20 protein-coding genes are annotated in these 20,630 nt (G+C 62.7%); 14 read left to right on the top strand and 6 right to left on the bottom strand.

Annotation, left to right across the window (positions count from 1 at the left end; genetic code table 11):
• Window positions 1-342: 342 nt before the first annotated feature.
• Together AW06_RS05330 and AW06_RS05325 are read left to right on the top strand one after the other, a co-directional pair.
• The gene (locus AW06_RS05330; protein ID WP_034946743.1) at window positions 343-1,764 is read left to right on the top strand and encodes a hemolysin family protein; all 1,422 of its coding nucleotides are present in this window, start codon (window positions 343-345) and stop codon (window positions 1,762-1,764) included.
• Window positions 1,765-3,009: a hemolysin family protein gene (locus AW06_RS05325; protein WP_034946740.1), complete on the top strand. Its 1,245-nt coding sequence runs from the start codon at window positions 1,765-1,767 to the stop codon at window positions 3,007-3,009.
• A 109-nt stretch (window positions 3,010-3,118) separates the two neighbouring features.
• Here AW06_RS05325 and AW06_RS05320 read toward each other — a convergent pair whose 3' ends face one another.
• Entirely contained in the window at window positions 3,119-3,925 is an 807-nt protein-coding gene (locus tag AW06_RS05320) for a DUF1223 domain-containing protein (RefSeq protein ID WP_034946737.1), read from the bottom strand.
• A 294-nt stretch (window positions 3,926-4,219) separates the two neighbouring features.
• On the opposite strand from AW06_RS05320, the gene AW06_RS05315 reads away from it, so the two are divergent.
• Window positions 4,220-5,884 (top strand): SulP family inorganic anion transporter, encoded by a 1,665-nt coding sequence (locus AW06_RS05315; RefSeq protein WP_034946734.1) that lies wholly within the window; start codon window positions 4,220-4,222, stop codon window positions 5,882-5,884.
• 267 nt (window positions 5,885-6,151) lie between these two features.
• Here the strand turns inward: AW06_RS05315 and AW06_RS05310 are convergent, their stop codons facing one another.
• Complete coding sequence (locus AW06_RS05310) at window positions 6,152-7,612, bottom strand: potassium transporter TrkG (protein ID WP_034946731.1); 1,461 nt, start codon at window positions 7,610-7,612, stop codon at window positions 6,152-6,154.
• A 488-nt stretch (window positions 7,613-8,100) separates the two neighbouring features.
• On the opposite strand from AW06_RS05310, the gene AW06_RS05305 reads away from it, so the two are divergent.
• The 11 genes from AW06_RS05305 (at window position 8,101) to AW06_RS19930 (ending at window position 17,632) form a co-directional block, all read left to right on the top strand.
• Window positions 8,101-9,609: a DUF1538 domain-containing protein gene (locus AW06_RS05305; protein WP_046536260.1), complete on the top strand. Its 1,509-nt coding sequence runs from the start codon at window positions 8,101-8,103 to the stop codon at window positions 9,607-9,609.
• The gene (locus AW06_RS05300; protein ID WP_034925899.1) at window positions 9,606-9,953 is read left to right on the top strand and encodes a hypothetical protein; all 348 of its coding nucleotides are present in this window, start codon (window positions 9,606-9,608) and stop codon (window positions 9,951-9,953) included. The genes AW06_RS05305 and AW06_RS05300 overlap by 4 nt, the downstream gene beginning before the upstream one ends.
• A gap of 63 nt (window positions 9,954-10,016) precedes the next feature.
• On the top strand, window positions 10,017-10,412 hold the full coding sequence (locus AW06_RS05295) for a CBS domain-containing protein (RefSeq protein WP_034946728.1): 396 nt from the start codon (window positions 10,017-10,019) through the stop codon (window positions 10,410-10,412).
• Between the two features lie 12 nt (window positions 10,413-10,424).
• Window positions 10,425-10,862, top strand: coding sequence for a hypothetical protein (locus AW06_RS05290; RefSeq protein ID WP_034946725.1), 438 nt, complete (start codon window positions 10,425-10,427; stop codon window positions 10,860-10,862).
• 543 nt (window positions 10,863-11,405) lie between these two features.
• Complete coding sequence (locus tag AW06_RS05285; protein WP_034946722.1) at window positions 11,406-11,891, top strand: CBS domain-containing protein; 486 nt, start codon at window positions 11,406-11,408, stop codon at window positions 11,889-11,891.
• Complete coding sequence (locus tag AW06_RS05280) at window positions 11,891-13,225, top strand: ArsB/NhaD family transporter (protein WP_034946719.1); 1,335 nt, start codon at window positions 11,891-11,893, stop codon at window positions 13,223-13,225. Before AW06_RS05285 ends, AW06_RS05280 begins: the two co-directional genes overlap by 1 nt.
• Before the next feature lie 451 nt (window positions 13,226-13,676).
• Window positions 13,677-14,243, top strand: coding sequence for a transposase (locus AW06_RS05275; protein ID WP_273704403.1), 567 nt, complete (start codon window positions 13,677-13,679; stop codon window positions 14,241-14,243).
• 341 nt (window positions 14,244-14,584) lie between these two features.
• A complete protein-coding gene (locus tag AW06_RS05270) occupies window positions 14,585-15,322 on the top strand; it encodes a PEP-CTERM sorting domain-containing protein (protein ID WP_034946716.1) in 738 nt (245 codons plus the stop codon).
• A gap of 83 nt (window positions 15,323-15,405) precedes the next feature.
• Complete coding sequence (locus AW06_RS05265; RefSeq protein ID WP_034946713.1) at window positions 15,406-15,756, top strand: four helix bundle protein; 351 nt, start codon at window positions 15,406-15,408, stop codon at window positions 15,754-15,756.
• Between the two features lie 202 nt (window positions 15,757-15,958).
• On the top strand, window positions 15,959-16,114 hold the full coding sequence (locus AW06_RS19935) for a hypothetical protein (RefSeq protein ID WP_273704402.1): 156 nt from the start codon (window positions 15,959-15,961) through the stop codon (window positions 16,112-16,114).
• A 6-nt stretch (window positions 16,115-16,120) separates the two neighbouring features.
• Window positions 16,121-17,632, top strand: coding sequence for a reverse transcriptase/maturase family protein (locus AW06_RS19930; protein WP_273704401.1), 1,512 nt, complete (start codon window positions 16,121-16,123; stop codon window positions 17,630-17,632).
• A 173-nt stretch (window positions 17,633-17,805) separates the two neighbouring features.
• Here AW06_RS19930 and AW06_RS05255 read toward each other — a convergent pair whose 3' ends face one another.
• The 4 genes from AW06_RS05255 to AW06_RS05240 form a co-directional block, all read right to left on the bottom strand.
• The gene (locus AW06_RS05255) at window positions 17,806-18,042 is read right to left on the bottom strand and encodes a hypothetical protein (protein WP_034946710.1); all 237 of its coding nucleotides are present in this window, start codon (window positions 18,040-18,042) and stop codon (window positions 17,806-17,808) included.
• Window positions 18,043-18,177: 135 nt separating this feature from the next.
• A complete protein-coding gene (locus AW06_RS05250; RefSeq protein WP_034946707.1) occupies window positions 18,178-19,191 on the bottom strand; it encodes a membrane protein in 1,014 nt (337 codons plus the stop codon).
• A 143-nt stretch (window positions 19,192-19,334) separates the two neighbouring features.
• On the bottom strand, window positions 19,335-20,120 hold the full coding sequence (murI, locus tag AW06_RS05245) for a glutamate racemase (protein ID WP_034946703.1): 786 nt from the start codon (window positions 20,118-20,120) through the stop codon (window positions 19,335-19,337).
• A 95-nt stretch (window positions 20,121-20,215) separates the two neighbouring features.
• A complete protein-coding gene (locus AW06_RS05240; RefSeq protein WP_034946700.1) occupies window positions 20,216-20,572 on the bottom strand; it encodes a RidA family protein in 357 nt (118 codons plus the stop codon).
• Between the last annotated feature and the right edge of the window lie 58 nt (window positions 20,573-20,630).

The following is a 20,630-nucleotide window of genomic DNA, read 5'->3' as shown; positions in this document are numbered from 1 at the left end:
AAAATGAGGAAATCACCTTAATTCCCCATTTTACGCCTGCCCTATCGCCGCAGTGAAGCTGCCAGCGGCATGTTTCTCCTCTCCCGCCTGTCGGCGGACACCCGTTTCGTGGCAGGAAGAGCGGTCGTTGCGCGAGCATTTGCCGGTGCCAAGATACCCCTCCATTCTGTTGTGACCGTCGCCGATGGATGTCCGCTGGCGAAGGGCTGCCCATGGGCTGCCCGGTTGGCCGGCACCGGTGCCAGTGGGGCTGCCGCCGGCCTGTTGCGCAATCCTCTGGCCGCCGAAAGGGGGATGATGTCTTGTCTTGTTGTGATCTCTTACTGGAGGAAGGTGTGAACCATGGATCCTGCCCTATGGATCGAACTGATCGTCTTTGTCGTCCTGCTGGGTTTCTCGGGTTTCTTCTCGAGCACTGAAACGTCACTGTTCTCGCTCAGCCAGTTCCAGCTCGACCAGATGCGCACGGCGAAGAATCCGCGCATCGAACTGATTGAACGCCTACGCAGCGAACCGCGACGGTTGATTGTCACCATACTGATCGGCAACGAATTCGTCAATGTTTCGGCCTCGGTGATCTCGGCGGCGATGATCATCCACCTGTTCGGCGCCGAGAACGAGATGATCAACCTGCTGGTAATGGTGCCGATCCTGCTGCTGTTTGGCGAGATCACGCCGAAGGTGCTGGCGATCCGCAACAACGTCGCCTTCGCCAGCGCCGAGTGTCGTCCGATCGCCCTCGTCGCTCGCCTGATCACGCCGCTGCGCGAGGTGATCCGCTACATCGCCGATTTCTTCATCACCCTGATCGTCGGCAGGCAGCGCTCGCAGGGCAACCTGGTCACCGAGGACATGATTCGCACGCTAGTGCACGATGCCGTCGGCGAAGGCGCCCTTGACAGCCAGGAAGCGCAGTATATCGAGAAGATCTTCGACTTCGGCAGCAAGACCCTGCGCGACCTCATGCGTCCGCGTTCGGACATCCATTTTCTGTCGGCCGATCTGCCAGTGGTGGAATTGCTGGCGCAGATCAAGGCCAGCCGCCAGTCCCGTTATCCGGTATTCAAGGGGCACCGCGACAGCATCGTCGGCATCCTGCACGCGCGCGACCTCCTCGGCGTTGATCTTGCCCGTCTCGAGCGCGATCCGCAGGGGGTTCGCAAACTGCTGCGCCAGGCAAACTTCTTTCCCGAATCGAAACCGGCGGTGGAGCTGTTTCATACCTTCCGCCAGCGCAAGCTGTCCTTTGCCTTGATCGTCGACGAGTACGGGGGCGTCACCGGGCTGGTGACGATGGAAGACCTGCTTGAATGCGTCTTCGGCGAGATTGCCAGCCCTTCCGACAGAGAAGCGGTGAGTAGACACCCGGTGCGCGAACTGGCTGATGGCAGCCGTCTGATCGATGCCAGCATGTCGGTCGAAGACTTTTATCAGGACTTTTATCAGGAATTTGGCGTCGCGATCGAGCGCGAGGAGGCCGAAACCCTGGCTGGCGTGCTGCTGGACGCTTTTGGCGAACTGCCGGCCGTGGGTGCGGTGATCGATCTCTGCGGCCTGAAGTTCACCGTTGAAAGGATCGAGCATAATCGCATCACACACGCCCTGGTTGAACGGCTCCCCGACGTGGTCGACAGACCGGAAACGGATGCCGGTGACGAATTTGTACATGGCGCGTCGGCACAAGTCGTGCCGCCGGCCGGCGAGGGCGGTCCAGCGAGTGCCGGGTCGCCCGCTCCGGTGTTCAGCAAGCGGGAGGATGCATAGATGGAGATCTGGATCACTGTCCTGTTGATGATCGTTTGCCTGGTTGCCGAGGGTTTCTTCTCGGGTTCAGAACTCGGCGTCGTCAGCGCCGACCGAATGAAGCTGCGACACGACGCCGCCAAAGGCTCGCGTGGCGCGCGTCTGGCGCTCGAAATGCTGGAAAAGCGGCCGGAATGGTTGCTGTCTACGACGCTGGTCGGCACCAATATCGCGGTGGTGACCAACTCGACGATCGCCACCGCGCTGATGATCGAACTGTTCGGTGAGGCGGGAAGCTGGCTGGCGGTCATCCTGGTTGCGCCGCTGATCTGGGTGTTTGGCGAGATCGTTCCGAAAAGCGTCTTTCAGCAGCGCGCCGATACGATCACGCCTTACGTGATTTACATCCTGCGCTTCTTTTCGATCGTATTCTGGCCGATCCTGATCGTCTTCGTGACCCTTTCAAAGCTTCTCTCGCGCCTCGCCGGCGCGAGAGAAGAGCATAACCCCTTCACCCTGCGCGAGCAGATCCAGAGCATGGTACAGATGCCGCCGCAGGAAGGGGGCGACATCCAGCAGATCGAAAAGACGATGATCCGGCGCATGTTCAATTTTTCCGAAACGACGGTCTACAAGGTGATGGTGCCGTTGATCGACGTGAATGCCATCGAGAAGCGAGCAACGGTCGGAGATGCGGTGCGCCTGGCGGTACAGTGCTCGCATGTCCGCCTGCCGGTCTATGATGGACGTATCGACCGGGTGATCGGTGTGCTGAACAGCATGGATCTGTTGGGCGTCGACGAATCCGCGTCGATCGAGCCCTTCATCAGCCCGACGCGCTATGTACCGGCCAGCAAGAGCGCCGAGGCGATGCTCGTCGAACTGCGCAAGGATGGTGATGCGATGGCCGTGGTGATGGACGAGTTTGGCGGCGCCGAGGGGATCGTCACCATCGAGGACATCATCGAAGAGGTGGTCGAGGACATCCAGGACGAATACGACCGGCAGGAAAAACCAGCCGAATGGCTGAAGAAACTTGGCCACCATGACTACCTGGTCAGCGCACGCGCCAACCCGGCGATGCTCAACGAAACACTGGGCCTGAAGCTGCCCCGCGAGGGCGACTACGACACGCTCTCGGGCTTCCTGCTCGAGTATGCGCGCGAGATTCCCGCGCCCGGCACGACGATCGAAGTCGAGGGCATCAAGTTCACCATTCAGCGTGCGACGCCGCAAGTGATCCAGGAGGTCCAGATTCGCTGGTAGCAGAGGGGGGCAGAGGCGAAGCGGGGGGGCGGCCCAACAGGCGCTTCGTGCCCATCAAGAACGGTGAGCAACCGGCGATCTTGGTGATGCATGCCCACAAGCTGCTCGTTCACCTCGCTGCCGCGACGCAGACCGGCAGCGAGATCGCCTGCAACACTTCGCCCGTGCGGCTGTCATGGACAAAGGCAGCGAGGCCCAATTTCGTCCTGTTCCATTCGGCGCCAAGCTCCAGCGTGCGGCGGACTGTCTGCGGCGTACCGTCGGGGCGCAGCGGGAAGGGCGGCGACCAGTAGCGCACGACATGGTCGTGGCGCAGCGTCGCGCCGCGGTTTTCGCCGCGGCGCACGCTCGATTCGAGACGGTCTTCGTAGAGCACCAGCACGCCTTGCAGGCTGTTCCGGCCATTTTCGGTGGCTGGCGCACGGAACTGGGCCTCGGCGGCGAGTGTTCCGGTTTCGCCTCCCTGCATCGCCAGGCTGATGTCTGCCCGGGCCGGCTGGCGATTGATCTGGCGCAGCCGCTGCTCGAAGCTGGCTGCATCGTGCCAGCTACGCAGTTCGCGCATGCCAACAAACACCTCCGGGGTGTAGGCCACAGGACTGGCCGAGCGCTGTGCGAGCTGGCGCTGGCGTTCGCTGAACTGCGCCTGTGCAAAGCGGTCCTGCCAGCCGAGGTAATTCCAATAGTCGACATGCAGCGACAGCGGCACGAGTTGCTCGGACCCGTAGCGCGTCGCCAGCGTACTCAGCCAGCGGTCGGCAGGCGGGCAACTGCTGCAGCCTTCCGAGGTGAACAGTTCGACCAGCGCCACCGTATGCGGCGGGCTGCTGCGCTGGCAGGCGGCCGCAGGAGCGGCGTCGGCGGCGCCGCAAGCGACGGCGAGGAGCAGCGGACTTGCCAGAGAATGCCAGGACATGGAAGCCTCCACGACTTACGATGGGGCTTGGTCGTTGCGAGGGCGGTAATACTTACGCTCTGCGCAAGACGGTGGTGCTTCCGACGGAGCCGGCAAGGTATGCCGGGAAGACGACGCTCGGGCCAGGCCCGAGCGTACGGCCCGCCTGCCCGCCAGCGGTGGTGGCTTCGGCGAGTAGCTGGGCAGCCGATTTGCCACCGTTGGTACGCAGTACCTATAGAGCGACAGCGGCATGACGCGTACCATGTTCGTCGCGTTCCATCGCCCCTGGTGAACAATCGGGAGACAGTAGTCATGCCATTCTGGCTGAAACATTATCGCCGTGAACTGCTGGCCGGCGACCTCGCTGCCGGCGTCATCGTCGCGCTCATGCTGATTCCCCAGGGCATGGCCTATGCCATGGTCGCCGGCTTGCCGCCAGTCGCCGGGCTGTATGCAAGCATTCTGCCACCGATCGCCTATGCGGTTTTCGGCAGCAGCATGGTTCAATCGGTGGGGCCGATGGCGATCACCTCGCTGATGACGGGCGCTTCACTGGCGGCTTTCGCGCCGCCCGGTTCGGCGCTGAGCGTCGTTCTGGCGGGGCAGATGGCGCTGATCGCCGGCGTGGTTCTGTTCCTGAGCGGCGTCTTCCGCCTTGGTTTCCTCGCCGGCTTTCTCAGCCGGCCGGTGATGAGCGGTTTCACCACCGGCGCGGCCTTGCTGATCACCGGCGGCCAGATGGAGCCGCTCCTCGGTGGGCCACCAGCGGCCATCCATCTGCCGAGCGCGATCATCGGCGTCAGTTCGCTGCTGACCCTGTGGGCGGCGAAGCAGTATCTGGCCAAGGCGCTGCGTGCCTTGGGACTGTCGACGCGCGTCGCCGAGACGCTGGCCAGACTGGCGCCGGTGGCGGTTCTCGTCGTGGCGACGGCCGTGGTCGGTGTTCTGGGCCTGGCGCAAGGCGGGGTGAAGGCGGTTGGCGAGATTCCTTCTGGGATCCCCGGAATCGCCCTGAGCGTGTCGGCCGAACACTGGCGAGCCTTGCTGGTGCCCGGCGTGCTGGTCGCTTTCATGATCTTTCTCTCGAGTCAGTCGGCGGCGCAATCTTTGGCGCAGAAGCGCGGTGAACGCATCACGACCAACCGCGAACTGCTGGGCCTCGGCGCCGCCAATGTGGCCAGCGCGCTATCCGGGGGCTTGCCGGTCACCGGCAGCATCTCGCGGTCTGCGGTGAACTACTCGGCCGGCGCCAACACGCCCCTGGCGAGCATGATTTCGGCCGCCCTGGTCGTGCTCATCCTGGTGGTGCCGACGCCCTGGGTGTCGCTGCTGCCGTTGCCGGCGCTGGCGGCAACCATCATCCTGGCCGTGCTCGGGATGATCGACCTGACGACTCTGCGGGATTCCTGGCGCTATGACCGCGGCGACGCCGGAGCGCTGCTGGCCACCGTCGCCGGCGTGTTGCTGCTTGGCGTCGAAGAGGGCGTGATCCTCGGCGTCGTGCTATCGCTCGCCACCCTGATCTGGCGCACCAGTCGGCCGCATATTGCCGTCATCGGCAGGATCGCGGGCAGCGAGCACTTCCGCAATGTCGAACGGCACGACGTGGAAACACTGCCCGCGGTGTTGATGCTGCGCGTCGACGCCGACCTGTACTTTGGCAATGTCGACGCGGTCGTCGACCGCCTCGAGAGCTTGCTGAAGGCGCGAGCGACGCAGGGTCGGGTCACCTGCCACGTGGTACTGGTCATGTCGGCGGTGAGCCTGATCGATACCACCGGCCTGTATGCGCTGACCGAGATCAGCCGCAGCCTGCGGGCGCAGGGGACCAAACTGCATCTGACGGAAGTCAAGGGCCCGGTGATGGACCGCCTGCAGCAAAGTGATTTTCTCGGCAAGGAACTCAGCGGGCAGGTCTTCCTGAGTACTGCGCAGGCGTTTCGCCACCTGGCGGCGGAAGCTTCACAGGCGGGCTGAAGGTCGCGCCCGCTTCGCGGGAAAGGTCAGGTTGTTGCCGGTGGATTGTCCAGCTCCTGGCCTGACGTTGAGAGCCGACCTGGAACGTGCCTGGGAGCATCCGGCCGCATCCTGCGAAACCAGAATGGACGCATCGACCGGGTGATCGGCGTGCTGAACAGCATGGGTCTATTGGTCGCAGGCCAATCAGCGCCGATCGATCCCTGCATCCGCCCGACGCGCTACGCGCTGGCCAGCAAGAGCGCCGGGCCGCTTTGCCACGCCTTCTCAAGGCCGCCAGAAAGCCGGCATCAGCAGGACCAGCAGCGTGAAGATCTCGAGCCGGCCGAGCAGCATCGCCCAAGTACAGATCCAGGTCTGGAAGTCGCTGAGCACGGCATAGGTCGTCGCCGGGCCGACGAGGTTGAGGCCGGGACCGGTGTTGTTGATGCAGGCGACGACGGCCGAGAAGGCGGTGATGACGTCGAGCCGGGTGGCGATCATCAGCAGCGTCAACACGACGATCGACACGACGTAGATGAAGAAGAAGCCAAGGATCGAGTGCAGCACATGGTCGGATACGACGCCCGTCCCAAAGCGCACGCTTTGCAGGCTGCGCGGGTGCATCGCCCGCACCAGTTCGCGGAACACCTGTTTGTAGAGAATCACCGCGCGGATCATCTTGATGCCGCCACCGGCCGATCCCGAGCAGGCGACAAAGCTGCCGAGGAAGAGGATCCACAACTGTGCGAACAGCGGCCACTGCGCATAATCGGTGGTGGCGAAGCCGAGCGAGGTGGCGAGCGATACCGAGTGGAAGGCGACATAGCGGAAAGTGGTCAGAAAATCGCCGTAGATGTCGTCCGGTAGTAGGTAAAGCGTCAGCCCGAGGCTGCTGAGCGCGAGGAAGCCAAGGAAATAGTGCGCTTCGACGTCGAAGCGATACACGCGCAGCGATCTCTTCGCCAGCGCAAGGAAGTGCGTGCTGTAGTTAATGCCGGCGAGCAGCGCGAAGAAGATGACGACGACTTCGATCTTGAGACTGTCGAAGTGGCCGAGGCTGGCATCCTTGGTCGAGAAGCCGCCGAGGCCCATGACCGAGAAGGCGTGCATCATCGCGTCCCACGGCATCATCCCGGCGTGGTACAGGCTGAGGCCGCAGGCGACCGTCAGGATCACATACACCACCCACAGGCCCTTGGCGGTTTCGGTCAGGCGCGGTGTGATCTTGTTCTCCTTCATCGGGCCTGGCGTTTCCGCCTTGAGCATGCTGCGGCCACCGAAGCCGAGCAGCGGCAGGATCGCCACCGCCAAAACGACGACGCCGAGCCCGCCGACCCAGTGCATGAAGGTACGCCAGAAATTGATCGACAGTGGCAAGTGGTCGAGACCGGAAAGAACCGTCGCGCCGGTTGCCGTCAATCCCGAAACGGCTTCGAAGTAGGCGTCGGTCCAGGACAGTTCGCGGATGTGCAGGTACAGCGGCAGGGCGCCGAAAGCCGGCAGCAGCGACCAGATCAGCGCGACCAGCAGGAAGCTCTCGCGCACACGCATCTCGCGTCGCCGGTGGCGCACGGCGAAGGTCAGCGCGCCACCGGTGGCAATGGTGATCAGGACGGCCTCGTCGTAGGCACTGTGCGCGCCGTCATCGGCCACCCACGACAGGCCGAGCGGGAGCAGCATCAGCACGCCGAAGCCGACGATCAGGATGCCGAGAATGTAGACCACGGGCGCGAAGCGGTCGATCATGGACAGGCCTTGCCGTGAAGAACGACAGAACGTGGTTCCGGCTGCGGGACCGGCAGCGCAGCAACGCCAGCTGCGATCGTCGACGTCGGCGACAAGTGCAGCACAACCGCAGGCCCGCGATCCGGGGCCGTACGCCTGCAGCGCGAGAACCGTTGATGATGCGGACAGGAGTATGGCCTTTCCGGTCTGCCACCGTCAATCGGGAACCGGTCGCGCGGGACGCCATGGCATGCCTGTGGCGGCCTTGTGGCAGCGCTGCCGTCCTCCGGCGACGGTTGACGACCGGCGGTGCGCGAGCAACTGTGCTCGCGCGCCATGTCGGAGTGATTTTTTTGCAGGGACTTGCGGCACCGGCGAACTTGCGGCATCATCCGGGTCCATGCCCAGAACGACTGATCCGCTCGATGTTGCGCAACCGATGACTTGGCGATCGGCGCTCTCGGACATGCCGGCTTGTGCGCCTCGTCGTGCCGGTTGCCGGAGTTAGGATGGGGCTCGGCTCGCTGTTTCGCGTCATCCGCGAGCTCCTGCACGAGGCGGCACGCGACCTGGCACCCACACTGATCGTGGTCGTCCTGTTCCAGGTGTTTTTCATCCAGCGCATGCCCGACAACCCGGCTGCGTTGATCGGTGGCTTTTCCGTCGTCCTTCTCGGCCTGGCGCTTTTCGTCAAGGGGCTCGACGCGGCGATCTTTCCGGCCGGCGAGACGATGGCTTTCGATTTCGCCCGGCGCGGCTCGTTTCTCTGGCTCGTCTTCTTTGCCTTCTTCGTCAGTTTTGCCTCGGTGGCCGCCGAACCGGCGCTGATGGCCGTCGCCTACAAGGCGGAGGCGGTCTCGGGAGGCAGCATGGGCGCGCTGACGCTGCGCATGGTGGCGGCGCTCGGTGTGGGCATCGCGGTAGTGGTCGGTGTCTGGCGCATCGTCCTCGGCCACTCGATCGGCAACTACCTGATTCCGGGTTATCTGCTGGTCATCGTGCTGACCGTTTTCTCGCCGCCGCAATTGGTCGGCCTGGCCTTCGATTCCGGCGGCGTCGTCGCCTCGACGGTCACCGCACCGCTGCTGACCGCGCTTGGGGTGGGTCTGGCGACCAGCATCCGCGGACGCAATCCGCTGCTCGACGGTTTTGGTCTGATCGCTTTCGGTGCGCTGGCGCCGATGATCATCATTCAGCTCTACGGCATCCTGTTCTTTGTTCCCGCAGCGGCCGGCACGTCGGTGGTGATGATGCCGAGCGACGATCAGCATCAGTATGCGGCGCTCGAAATGCTGATCGATTTCGGGATCATGGTCAGGAACCTGCTGCCGATCATCGCCGTCGTGCTGTTCTCGAGTTTCGTCATCCTGCGTCGCCCGCTGGCCGATCCCAGGGGCCTGGCGGTCGGCATGGTGCTGGTGGCTGTCGGCCTGTTCATGTTCGACGAGGGGCTGCAGGTCGGTCTCTTTCCGTTGGGCGACGAGATGACCCGTGGTCTGATGCGCGACGGCGTACCGATGTGGGCGGTCTACCTCTACGGCTTCCTGATCGGTTTTGCAACGACCATGGCCGAGCCGGCGCTGATCGCACTGTCGATCAAGGCCGATGAGGTCAGCCTCGGGCAGCTCAAGGGGTTCTGGCTACGCTTTCTGGTCTCGGTGGGGGTGGGCATCGGCATCGTCATCGGCTGCGCACGCATCATCGACGGCACGAACATCGCCTACTGGCTGATTCCCGGCTATTTGCTGGTGCTGGCGATGACCAGATTTGCCCCCGACTTCATCGTGCCGATCGCCTATGACTGCGGTGGCGTGACCACCTCGACGGTGACCGTGCCGCTGGTGACCGCACTCGGTGTCGGGCTGGCCGAGCGAACGCCGGGTCGCGACCCGATGATCGACGGTTTCGGCCTGATTGCTTTCGCCTCGCTGCTGCCGATGATCATCGTCATGTCCTATGGCATGCTGGCCAACTGGTGGCTGCGATCGAGGAAACCTGTCAAGGAGATCGGTCCATGAAATTCTCTGCTGTGCTGCTGATCGTTCCGGATGAAGACGAGAACCGGGCGGTCGAAATTCTCAAGGAGGCCGGTGCGACCGGCATCACCATCCTCAAGGGCAAGGGCCTGCGGCACAACGAGCGCAAGACCTTCCTCGGGCTGGGTCTGGAGCGCAAGGAGTCGTTGCTGCTGTGTGTGGTCGAGAAGCAGCTCGCGATGCGCATTCTGAGAACGGTCAAGATGCAGATGAAGATGGACCTGCCGGGGGGAGGATTGGCTTTTTCGTTGCCGCTGGGCAGCGTGGTCGGCATCGGCCTGGCGCAAATGCAGGCTTTCCGGCGCGAAGTCGAGGAGGAACTGTGAGCGCATGCGGATATGGGCCTGCCCGCTTGCTGATCAAGATCATTGACTGAAGGAGTGTTTGTCATGCTGGTTGCCGGAATCATGAAGAAGAAAATCGTCACCATCAGTCCGCTGGCCACTGTCCGGGAGGCGCTGCTGATGATGAAGGAACGCGGCGTCAAGTCGCTGGTGGTCGAGAAACGCCATTCGGGCGATGCCTACGGTCTGATTGCCTACCGCGATGTCGCCCGGGCGGTGATTGCCGAGGACGGCGACATCGACCTCCTCAATGTCTATGACATCGCCCAGAAGCCGGCGCTGCAGGTTTCGCAGCACCTCGAGATCCGCTATCTGGCGCGCTTGATGGTCCAATACTCGGTCAAGAGCGTGCTGGTCATCGACAACAACGAGTTGCAGGGCTTCGTCTCGGATACCGACGTGGTGAGTCATCTGATCGACCGCGCCACCAGCGGCCGCTAGCGGCATCCGGTGATGGAAAAGATCATTCGTCGTTACTCGGCGTACTTTCCGCGCTGGTGCCAGGCATTTGGCGACCACGAACCGGACCCGGTCGGAGAAGCCAGGGCCGTCGAGTGGCTGGTGGGTGCCGATAGCGTTGGAGTAATCGTCCTGCCGGAGATTCGCTATCGCTTGATGCACGAACTGCTTGGCGAGAACCATCCCGAAATCGAGTTCCATCGGCGCTCCATACGGCTCAACCGTCACCACTACGACGAAGTCGAGGTTCTGGGCCATCCCGGCTATGCCGCTTTGCGCGAACTGCTGCTCGGCAGCGAGGAGGCGCACATGTTTCTTGCCTATCATCTGATCTATCCGCCGGGTACCCGGATCATCGCCGTCTCCCGCAAGCCGCCGCTCGGGCTGCTCTATAAGGAGATGGCTCCGCTGGCCGTCACCGTTTGTGAGTGAATCGGCGGTTGGCAGTCGAACGGGCGATTGATTCCCGCCACTCGACACGGTGGACCGGTTCCATGACCAATTCGTTCGTGTGGCCGGGAGACCCTACCAGGCAAGTGTCGGCTTCACGGCCGATCAGACAAGCGCTTCCTTGACCGCCCGGGTACTCCGGGGTGCTCCTTCTGGATGTCCTTCCAGATGCCGCGATCGCGCGCTGCGTGCAGCAAAACCCTGACCACCTTCCGAGGAATCCTCGGAAGCCTTGCGGTCACAACGGGGTTGAAGCTGGAGGGCAGGCTCCACAATTCATGTAAAAGTCATGTTTCATCGCTTTTCATGGGCAAAACGGGAGACTTTCCGCGGTCTTCCGGGAAAGTGCGAAAATTCCGTCGCGGGACCGTCACTCCAGAAAAAACAGGGACTTGTCGGCGGCAGCTTGGCGATTGACAGCGGCTCGCACGATTCGGCATACTCCGGACAGCCGTCGAATTTTTCGCCTCTCCGGAATACTCCGAAGAGCATTCGCGGCCTTCGCGGTGACTCCAGAGGAGCTTCATGAAACACGATCAAGAATCCTTGTGCCGGTCGATCATGTCGGATCCGCCGGCCGTGCTCAAGCCGACCGACTCGGTATCGGTTGCCCTGCAGACGATGGTCCGGGAGCGCTTGCCGGCGCTGCCGGTGGTTGATACGGATGGCCGCTACGTCGGCATATTGCCACGCAGCCGGCTGGTCGCACTGGCCATGCCGCGGGTTCTGTCGCACGATACCGACCAGCAACCCTTGGCACGCCTCCTGCAAGTCGGCTTCATCCGGGACTCGCTGACCGACTTGCAGGAACGAATGGCGGCCGCCGCCAATGACCCGGTCAGCAAGTATCTTGATGGAGAGGAGCCGGTGCTTTCACTGGACACTCCGTTGATGAATGCACTGCTTTTCCTCTACCGGCAGCGCAACGTCCTGCCCGTCGTCGAGAACGGGAAACTGCTCGGCATCGTTTCGGTGTGGGATGTTCTCGCCCGCATCGGGAGGGTCAAGTAATGCATGCTGCTGCTTCCGGGGTCCTGTTGGGCCTCAATCCCCTGTGGCTGGCGACCGTGGTGATGATCGTCACCTATGGCGTGATCATCAGCGAGCGGCTGAACCGCTCGATCATCGCGCTGCTCGGGGCCATGCTGATGGTCATGTTCGGTCTGCTGACGCAGGAGCAGGCGGTCTCCGGCGTCGATTTCAACACGATCGGCCTGCTCGTCGGGATGATGGTCATCGTCTCGATTACCCGCAAGTCGGGTGTTTTCGAGTATCTGGCGATCTGGTCGGCAAAACTGGTGAAGGCCAACCCGGCCGGCATTCTCGCCATGCTGGCCGTGGTCACCGCCGTCGTTTCCGCGCTGCTCGACAACGTCACCACCGTGCTCCTCGTCGTTCCGGTGACGCTGGTCATCACCGAAGCGCTGAAAGTCAATCCCTATCCCTTCCTGTTCTCGCAGATCCTGGCGTCGAACATCGGGGGTACGGCGACGCTGATCGGCGACCCACCGAATATCCTGATCGGCGGCCAGGTCGGTTTGTCGTTCAACGACTTCGTGATTCACCTCTCGCCGGTAATCGCTGTGATCCTCGTCGTGCATGTCATCTCGATTCACCTCATCTGGGGACGCAGCATGGCCTCAACGGCCGAACTGCGCGCGCGAGTCATGGCCTTCGACGAAAGCGAGGCGATCACCGATTCACGACTGCTGAAGCGGGCCTCGCTGGTGCTGGCCCTGGTGATCGTGGCTTTCGTCATGGCGCGGTCGCTGGGGCTGGAATCGGGCACCATCGGCATGGCGGGGGCGGCGCTGCTGTTGATGCTCGACAACCTCGGCAAGTCGGCCGAGCACCAGTCGGAGAATGTCGTCAAGGTATACAACGAGATCGAGTGGATCACGATCTTTTTCTTCGTCGGGTTGTTCATCGTGATTGCCGGTGTCGAGCATGCCGGTCTGCTACGCCTGCTCGCCGACCAGTTGCTCGCAGCGACTGGCGGCGATTTCAAGGTCACGGGCTACAGCATCCTCTGGTCATCGGCGTTCCTGTCGGCGATTGTCGACAATATCCCCTTCGTGGCCACGATGATTCCCCTGATCAAGTCGATGGCGCCTGCATTCGGCGGCGCGGACGCGCTGATGCCGCTCTGGTGGTGCCTTTCTCTGGGGGCCTGTCTCGGCGGCAACGGCACGCTGATCGGCGCCAGCGCCAACCTGACCGTCGCCGGCATCGCCGAGCGCAACGGCATTCCGTTTCGCTTCATGACCTACACCAGGATCGCCTTTCCGCTGATGCTGATCCATGTCGCGATCTGCAACGTTTACGTCTGGTGGCGGTATTTCTGAGAGGACTGGCCAGTTGCCGATTTCCTGCGCAGCGACATGCGGACGTTCGCCAGTTATACGTAACGCGATGTGCAACTTTTACTGAGCTTGTCCTGCCCTACCGGTTTTCACAAACCGGAGTTGGCCATGCCCCTCGAAACCTTCCTGGTTGTCGTTTATGGCCATGTTTGTGGAGCCCTGCAAGCGGTATTCCGGGCGGGAACCCGCGCAAGCGAGGGTTCCCGCCAAAATTGTCGGATGCTGAGGCCCTGACGATGGCGTTCATCGGCAGCGTCCTCGGCTACCGCAGCGACAAGGCCGTTTGGGAGTCCTTCCGCCGGCATGGGGCCACAGGGTTTCCCCCTCTGGGCGACCGTTCGACCTTTGTCCGACAACTGGCCAACCTCGGTCACGTCAAAGCCCTTCTGCATCGGCACTGGGCCAGGAGGCTGGGGGAGCGCAAGGGCATCTCGTGGAGGGATTCCCGATCCCCGTGTGTCCTCCCAAGCGGGTGAATCACCATACTCCCTTTCGGGGCGAAGCGGATGGGGGCTTCTGCGCCGCTAAAGAGGAGGATGACTTTGGCTTCCCTGGCCTCGTGCTCACCACGGTGGACGGCGTCATAGCGGGCGTGGCACTGACGGCGGCCAACGTCGATGAGCGTGACGCCCTCTTGGAGCGCATTCGCGGAGCGTTGCTCAGCGACAAGGGGTTCATCCGTCCTCTCCTGACCGAGGAGTGGTCCGAGATGGACATTGAGCCCCATCCCCCCTTGCGCAAGAACAGGGCGGACTCGCGCCCTCCATCCCTGGTGGCTCTCCTCGTCTTGGTGCGCCGCCGTGTCGAGACCGTCATCGGACAGCTGGCGGAACGTTTCTCCGCCGAATGGATCGGCGCACGCCAACTCTGGCAGTGGGTGACTCGTCTCTACCGGAAAATCGCTGCCCATACCTTGTGCGTCCTGATCAACCCGTCCTTGGGGCGACCACTGCTGGATTTCGAAGGGCTGGTCACGGAGTCAAAGTTGCACATCGCGTAACAGGTGTAAGGTCATGCGCGTTGTGAGCTTCTCTGATCGGCCACTCCCTACGCCTGGCGAAAGCAATCCTCAACACCCGCCCGACCAGCGAGGCCCGCCCGAGAAGCGTGCTCATGCCGGCAATCCGTCAGCATGCGTCATCCGGCGGCGCGGGGAGCGGATAGGCGGTCCTCCGACAGGGGGCGGCAAGGTCGCCTGCCGATGGCGCCAAAGTGTCGGAAAATTTTACACTTGCTGCCTTGCCTTGCCTTGCCTTGAAAATCAATGGGTTGCGCTTTATGGCATGATTCTTGCTTATATTCTACGGCAACCAATTGTTAACCTGATTCAGGGAGAAAATCATGTTCGGAATGAAGAAAATGGCCGCGATTCTCGCGGGGATTGGCCTGCTGGCCAGCGGTGCAGCGCAGGCAACTTTGTGGGACCGCGGCGGCGGCTTGATTTACGACGATGTACTCAACATTACCTGGCTCAAGGATGCCAACTACGCGAAGACTAGTGGTTACGACGCGGATGGCCTGATGAACTGGACTGCGGCCAACGCCTGGGCCGCCGGTCTCAGCTACTTCGACAGCGTGCGCAGCGTCACCTGGACCGACTGGCGTCTGCCGACGGTGGGCCCGGTGGGCGCCGTTTTCGATTACGGTTTCAGCAACAACGGGACAACGGATGTGGGCTACGGCAATACCAGCCAAAACTCCGAAATGGCCTACATGTACTACGTCAACCTCGGCAATCTGGGGTACTGCACACCGGATAATGGGAACCCGACGTCGTGCGTCGAGCAGGCCGGCTGGGGCCTTGCCCACACTGCTCCCTTCGACAATCTGCAGTCCGACGTTTACTGGTCCGGTACGGCGTACGCGCCCGTTCCGGCCAGCCTCGCCTGGCTCTTCGGCGCCTACTATGGCATCCAGGGCAGCTTCCACCAGGGCTATGAGTTGTTTGCCTGGGCGGTTCGCCCCGGCGATGTCGCCGCCGCTGGGGCGGTGCCGGAGCCGATGTCGCTTGCCCTCCTCGGGGCGGGATGGGCCGGCTTGGCGCTGGGGCGGCGGCGTCGGCCCTTGGGCGCTTCGTAGGCTTCGATCCTTGCGGGGGTGCAGGGGGCGGTCGCCCCCTGCGGCGTTGATCCAATGTCAAATGGTTACATCGGTAAGTCGGCATGGCACGTTACGAACATCTCCCGATCTACAAGGCAGCGCTCGACGTGGCGGTGGGTTTCGAGAAGCTGGTGGTCGGGTTTTCGCGCTATCACAAATACACGCTCGGCAGCGAACTGCGCAACGGCAGCCGCCGCGTGCTGGAGCAGGTGGTGCGCGCCAACGGCGCGCGGGAACGGCTGCCCGAGCTGCTGGTCCTGCGCGAGCGGCTCGACTCGCTGCTGCTGACCATGCGCCTGGCGATGGAAGTTCGCGCGTTCAAGGGTTTCAAGGCCTATGCCCATATGGTGGAGCAGGTGTCGTCGGTTTGCAGACAGAACGAAGGCTGGATCAAGAGTACGGAAAAGCGGTGAACTCGCGTGTTGCTCGAATGCGTAGGGGCCAGAATCGCCGCGCCCGTGGGCGCGGCGAGCGTGCCAAGAAACATCATCGTGCGCCCATCCCGCCTGTTGGCCCCTCAGGGTCCGCAGGCATGTCGATTCAGGGCGGGATACCCGCGAGGGATTCCCAACCGGTGGCCCCGCCACTGCGGTGTCTGGCCGGCGGGGGAAGTGGGTGGGCAAGGTGCAGTCCGACGATTACTGGTCCGGTACGGCGTACGCGCCCGATCCGGCCAGCAACGCCTGGAACTTCAACACCAACAATGGCAACCAGAACAACAACCACCAGAACAATGAGTTGTTTGCCTGGGCGGTTCGCCCCGGAGGATGATGCCCTGTGCTGTTCTCGTACGATAATCTCTACCGGCAGTATCTTGCCTGCCGGCGCAACAAACGCCACACCGCCAACGCACTGAAGTTTGAGGCCCGGCAGGAATTGAACCTGCGGGAACTGCAGACGGCGTTGGAAGATCGTTCGTATTCCCCGTCGCGTTCTGTCTGTTTTTTTGTCAGGAAACCCAAACTGCGGGAAGTCTTTGCCGCCGATTTCCGCGACCGCGTGGTGCATCACGTTTTGGTCGAGCACCTGGAAAGCATCTGGGAGCCGCTGTTCATCCACGACTCCTACGCCTGCCGCAAGGGAAAAGGCGTACATGCCGGCGTGGACCGCCTGCAGACCTTCCTCCGCCGGGTGACGGCCAATGGCACCCGCCCGGCGTGGTACCTGCAGCTCGATATCCGCAATTACTTCATGAGCATCGACAAGCAGGTGCTGTTCGATCTGCTGGCACCGCGCATTGCGAATGACGACGCGCGCTGGCTGACCCGGCTGTTGGTCTTCCACGACTGCACTCGCGATTATGTTCTCAAGGGGGATGCGAAAACCCTGTCTCGCATTCCCGCCCACAAGACGCTTTTCGGTAGCGGGCCAGGCAAGGGACTGCCGATCGGCAACCTGAACAGCCAGTTCTTCGCCAATGTCTACCTCAACGGGCTCGACCAGTTCGTGAAACACGAACTCAAGTGCCGCCATTACCTGCGCTATTGCGACGATTTCGTGCTGCTCGCCGAAAGTCGCCAACAGCTTCTCGACTGGCGGGAACGCATCCGCGGCTTTCTGCGTGAGCGGCTGCGGCTGGAACTGAACGACGGCCGCGAACGGCTGCGGCCGGTCAGCGACGGCGTCGATTTCCTCGGCTACATCGTGCGTGGCGATTACCGGCTGGTCAGGCGGCGCGTGCTGGGTAATTGCAAGGAAAGGCTGCACCACTTCGAGCGGCGACTGGTGAAAGTGGGTCAGATGGCCACGCGGTATTCATTCGATGCCGAAGCGGTTGACGCGCTCGCCGCGACGGTGGCGTCCTACCTCGGGCATTTCGGCAAGGCCAGTGCTCGGCGGCTGTGCCGCTCACTATGGCGGCGCTTCCCTTTCCTCGCCGAGTACCTGGCTCTTGATCCCCTGACCATGCGCACACGGGTGCGCCGCAAGCGGCGCCGGGATTTCCATCGGGTGGCGCAGCAGTATCGTCATTTCCGGGAGCAGTTTCCCGATGACGTGGTCTTCATGCAGGTCGGTGCGTTCTGCGAGTTCTACGCTGTCCGCAAGACCGATGCTCCGGCTGCCGGACTTGAACTGAAAACCATGCGGCCGACCCGTCGCGGTGCCCGAATGGGATTTCCGGTCGGGCAATGGCCAAGTCGCCTGCAGCAGATATTGCGGCAGGGTCGCTCGGTGGTATTGGTGGTCGAATCCGGGGAAGGTCTGCAAAGATTGCGGGAGCGGGTCCCGGTGGCCCGGTGGGCAATTCACAGCGGACAGAAAGGGCTGTGTTCGGATGCCCTCCGATAGGGCGCGCGTCCAGTTCGTCGGGTGGGTGCAGTGCTTCGGCGTTGCTCACATGAGATTTGCAGAGAAATTACTGGCTGGGGTCTGCCTGCCTTGGGCGCGGTATCGAGCGCGGTTTCTGCTCCCGTCTTCAATCCTTCTACCGGGCATTGGTATGACTACGCGATGTGCAACTTTTACTCCGTGACCAGCCCTTCGAAATCCGGCAAGGGTCGCCCCAAGGACGGGTTGATCAGGACGCACAAGGTATGGGCGGCGACTTTCCGGTAGAGACGAGTTACCCACTGCCAGAGTTTGCGTGCGCCGATCCGTTCGGCGGAGAAACGTTCCGCCAGCTGTCCGATGACGGTCTCGACACGGCGACGCACCGAGACGATGAGAGCCACCAGGGCTGGGGGGCGCGAGTCCGCCATGTTCTTGCGTCAGGGGGTATGGAGTTCAATGTCCATCTCGGACCACTCTCATTAAAAGTTGCACATCGCGTTACGTACTTCCGCGATGAAGACGGCAAAGTCCTTGCCGTGCTGGCCAGCACCTCGCCTGGCGTCTCAGATCAGTTCCCGACTCGACAGCTCGTCCTTGAGCCAGGCGTAACAGATCGGCGCGGCCACCAGACCGGCGAGGCCGAAGCTGCTCTCCATGATCAGCATCGCGGTCAGCAGTTCCCAGGCCTTGGCCCGGATCTGGGCACCGACGATACGCGCGTTGAGAAAATACTCGAGCTTGTGGACCAATACCAGGAAGGCCAGTGACGAGATCGCCACGCCGGGTGAGTGTGCCAGGCTGACGATGAAGATCACGGTATTGGAGATCAGGTTGCCGACGACCGGCAGCAGGCCGGCCATGAAGGTGACGACGATCATGGTCTTGGTGAGCGGCAGGTGAACGCCAAAGAGCGGTAGCACAACGACGAGGTAGAGCGTGGTGAAGGCGGTGTTGAGCGCCGAGATCCGGACCTGCGCGAAGACAATCCGGCGGAAGGCTTCGCCGAGGCGAAAAACCCGCTCGGCCAGCGCGCGTGCCAGCGGCCCCATGTTTTCGCCGGTGTCCGCCTCGGATAAGGACACCATGCCGCCGATGACCATGCCGATCAGCAAGTGTGCGAGCAGGCGGCCGGTCTCCTTGCCTATCATCTGCAATTCGGCCGAATGTTCGCGTAGCCAGTGGCCGGCTCGTTCGCGGATGGCCTCTCCGCCTCGCGGCAGCAAGTCGGCGAGCCAGTTCGGCAGCGTCGAGCGGGAAGTCTCGATGATCTCGGCCATTTTTGCGAGCAGGGCAGCGAAACTGCCGCCCTCGCTGTTCATGAAGACCATCAGTCCGAGCACGGCCGCAGTGACCGCGCCGAGGACCCACAACACGACCAGACCAACGGCCATGGCCTTGGCGCGCGTGCTCGAGAGATGGCGGGCAAAGAACGGCGCCAGCACATGCACCAGTTCATACACCAGCAAGCCGGCAATCAGCGCCGGCAACAGGTGCACCTCGATGACCAGCAGCATCGCCAGCAAGGCCATGATCCAGGACGCGTACTCGCTGACGGTCGATTTCTTGAGTGGATCCATGGGAGTTGTTTAATGTGAGAGTCTCGTATGCGACTCACGAATCTCCCCTCCCCACTTGCGGGGGAGGGAAACAGTCATGACTTTCATGATCGGGTGGGCTGGAAATGTCATGGCCGTTAGGCGGTGAGCTGGCGGGGCCATGTTCAGGCGATGACCAGGCGGGCGGCGCTGTGCAGGCGGTCGTCGAGCCAGCGCAGGCCGAGAACGGGCAAGGCAGCCTGCAGTTTTTCCGGCTGCGCGGTGGCCAGGAGCGTCAGTCGGCCGCCCCCGAGTGCATCGGTACCGGCCAGGCGAACGCACTGGCGGGCGACGGCGTCGGCGACATCGACCAGCGTTGCCTGGTGGGCAACGATGGGTTCCAGCACCGGGCTGAGGAAAGCGTAATGGGTACAACCGAGAACGATCTGATCGACGCCGGTCGCCAGCAAGGGTGTCAGATGACCACGCGCTTCCTCGACGAAATCCGGGTCGTCGAGGGACAGGGTTTCGACGCGGGTGGCCCAGCCGGGACAGGCCTCTACCTCGACCTGGACGCTGCCCGCGTGTTGCCGGATCAACTGTGCCAGACGTTCGCTGCGCGCCGTCGACAGCGTCGCCAGGACGGCGATACGACCACTGCGTGACATGGCTGCGGCCGGCTTGACGCCGGGCTCGACGCCGACCACGGGAAGCTTCGGAAAGGTCTCACGAAAAGCCTCGACTGCGGCCGCGGTCGCGGTATTACAGGCCACGACGATGACCCCGCAGCCCCGGTCGACCAGATGGTTGCCAATCGTCAGCACACGCCTGCGGATGTAGGCGTCGTCCTTGTCACCATAGGGAAGATGAGCCGTATCGGCGAGGTAAACCAGGTCGGCGTGCGGTAGCGCACGCGCGATGGCGGCCAACACCGAGAGTCCACCGATGCCGCTATCGAAAATGCCAATCATCGGGTCAGGCCGGGACTTGCGCGGAAGGCCTCAGGAAGCCCCGGCTCGCTGGCTCGCATGTCCGGCTGCTGTCGGCGAGCCGGTTCGCCAGGCAACTAGCGGGCAGCAACAACGGCAACTTCGATGAGGAAATCGGGATGGGCCAGCCTGGCTTCGACGCAGACTCTCACCGGCGCGGTCCCGTGCGGAATCCAGCGGTCCCAGACTGCGTTGACGGCGATCAAATCGTCGATGTCGCGCAGGTAAATGGTGACCAGCAGCAGGCGTGTCTTGTCGCTCCCAGCCTGTTCCAGAAGCTTTTCGACGCCGGCCAGTACCTCGCGTGTTTGCGTGGCAGCGTTACTGTCAAGCGTCTGCGGCGTTTCGACAAGATAGATGGTATTCCCATGGGCGCAAACATCTGAATACCGCTGGGTCGTTCCATATCGCTCGATCGGTCGCTCTATCGCCATGCTTTATTCCCCGTAAAACCGGTCCGGAACCGGCACCCCGCCTGTGACCCCGTGATCT

The sequence above is a fragment of the Candidatus Accumulibacter cognatus genome, assembly GCF_000584975.1.
Taxonomy (GTDB): domain Bacteria; phylum Pseudomonadota; class Gammaproteobacteria; order Burkholderiales; family Rhodocyclaceae; genus Accumulibacter; species Accumulibacter cognatus.
This window is presented reverse-complemented; position numbering and strand designations above follow the sequence as displayed.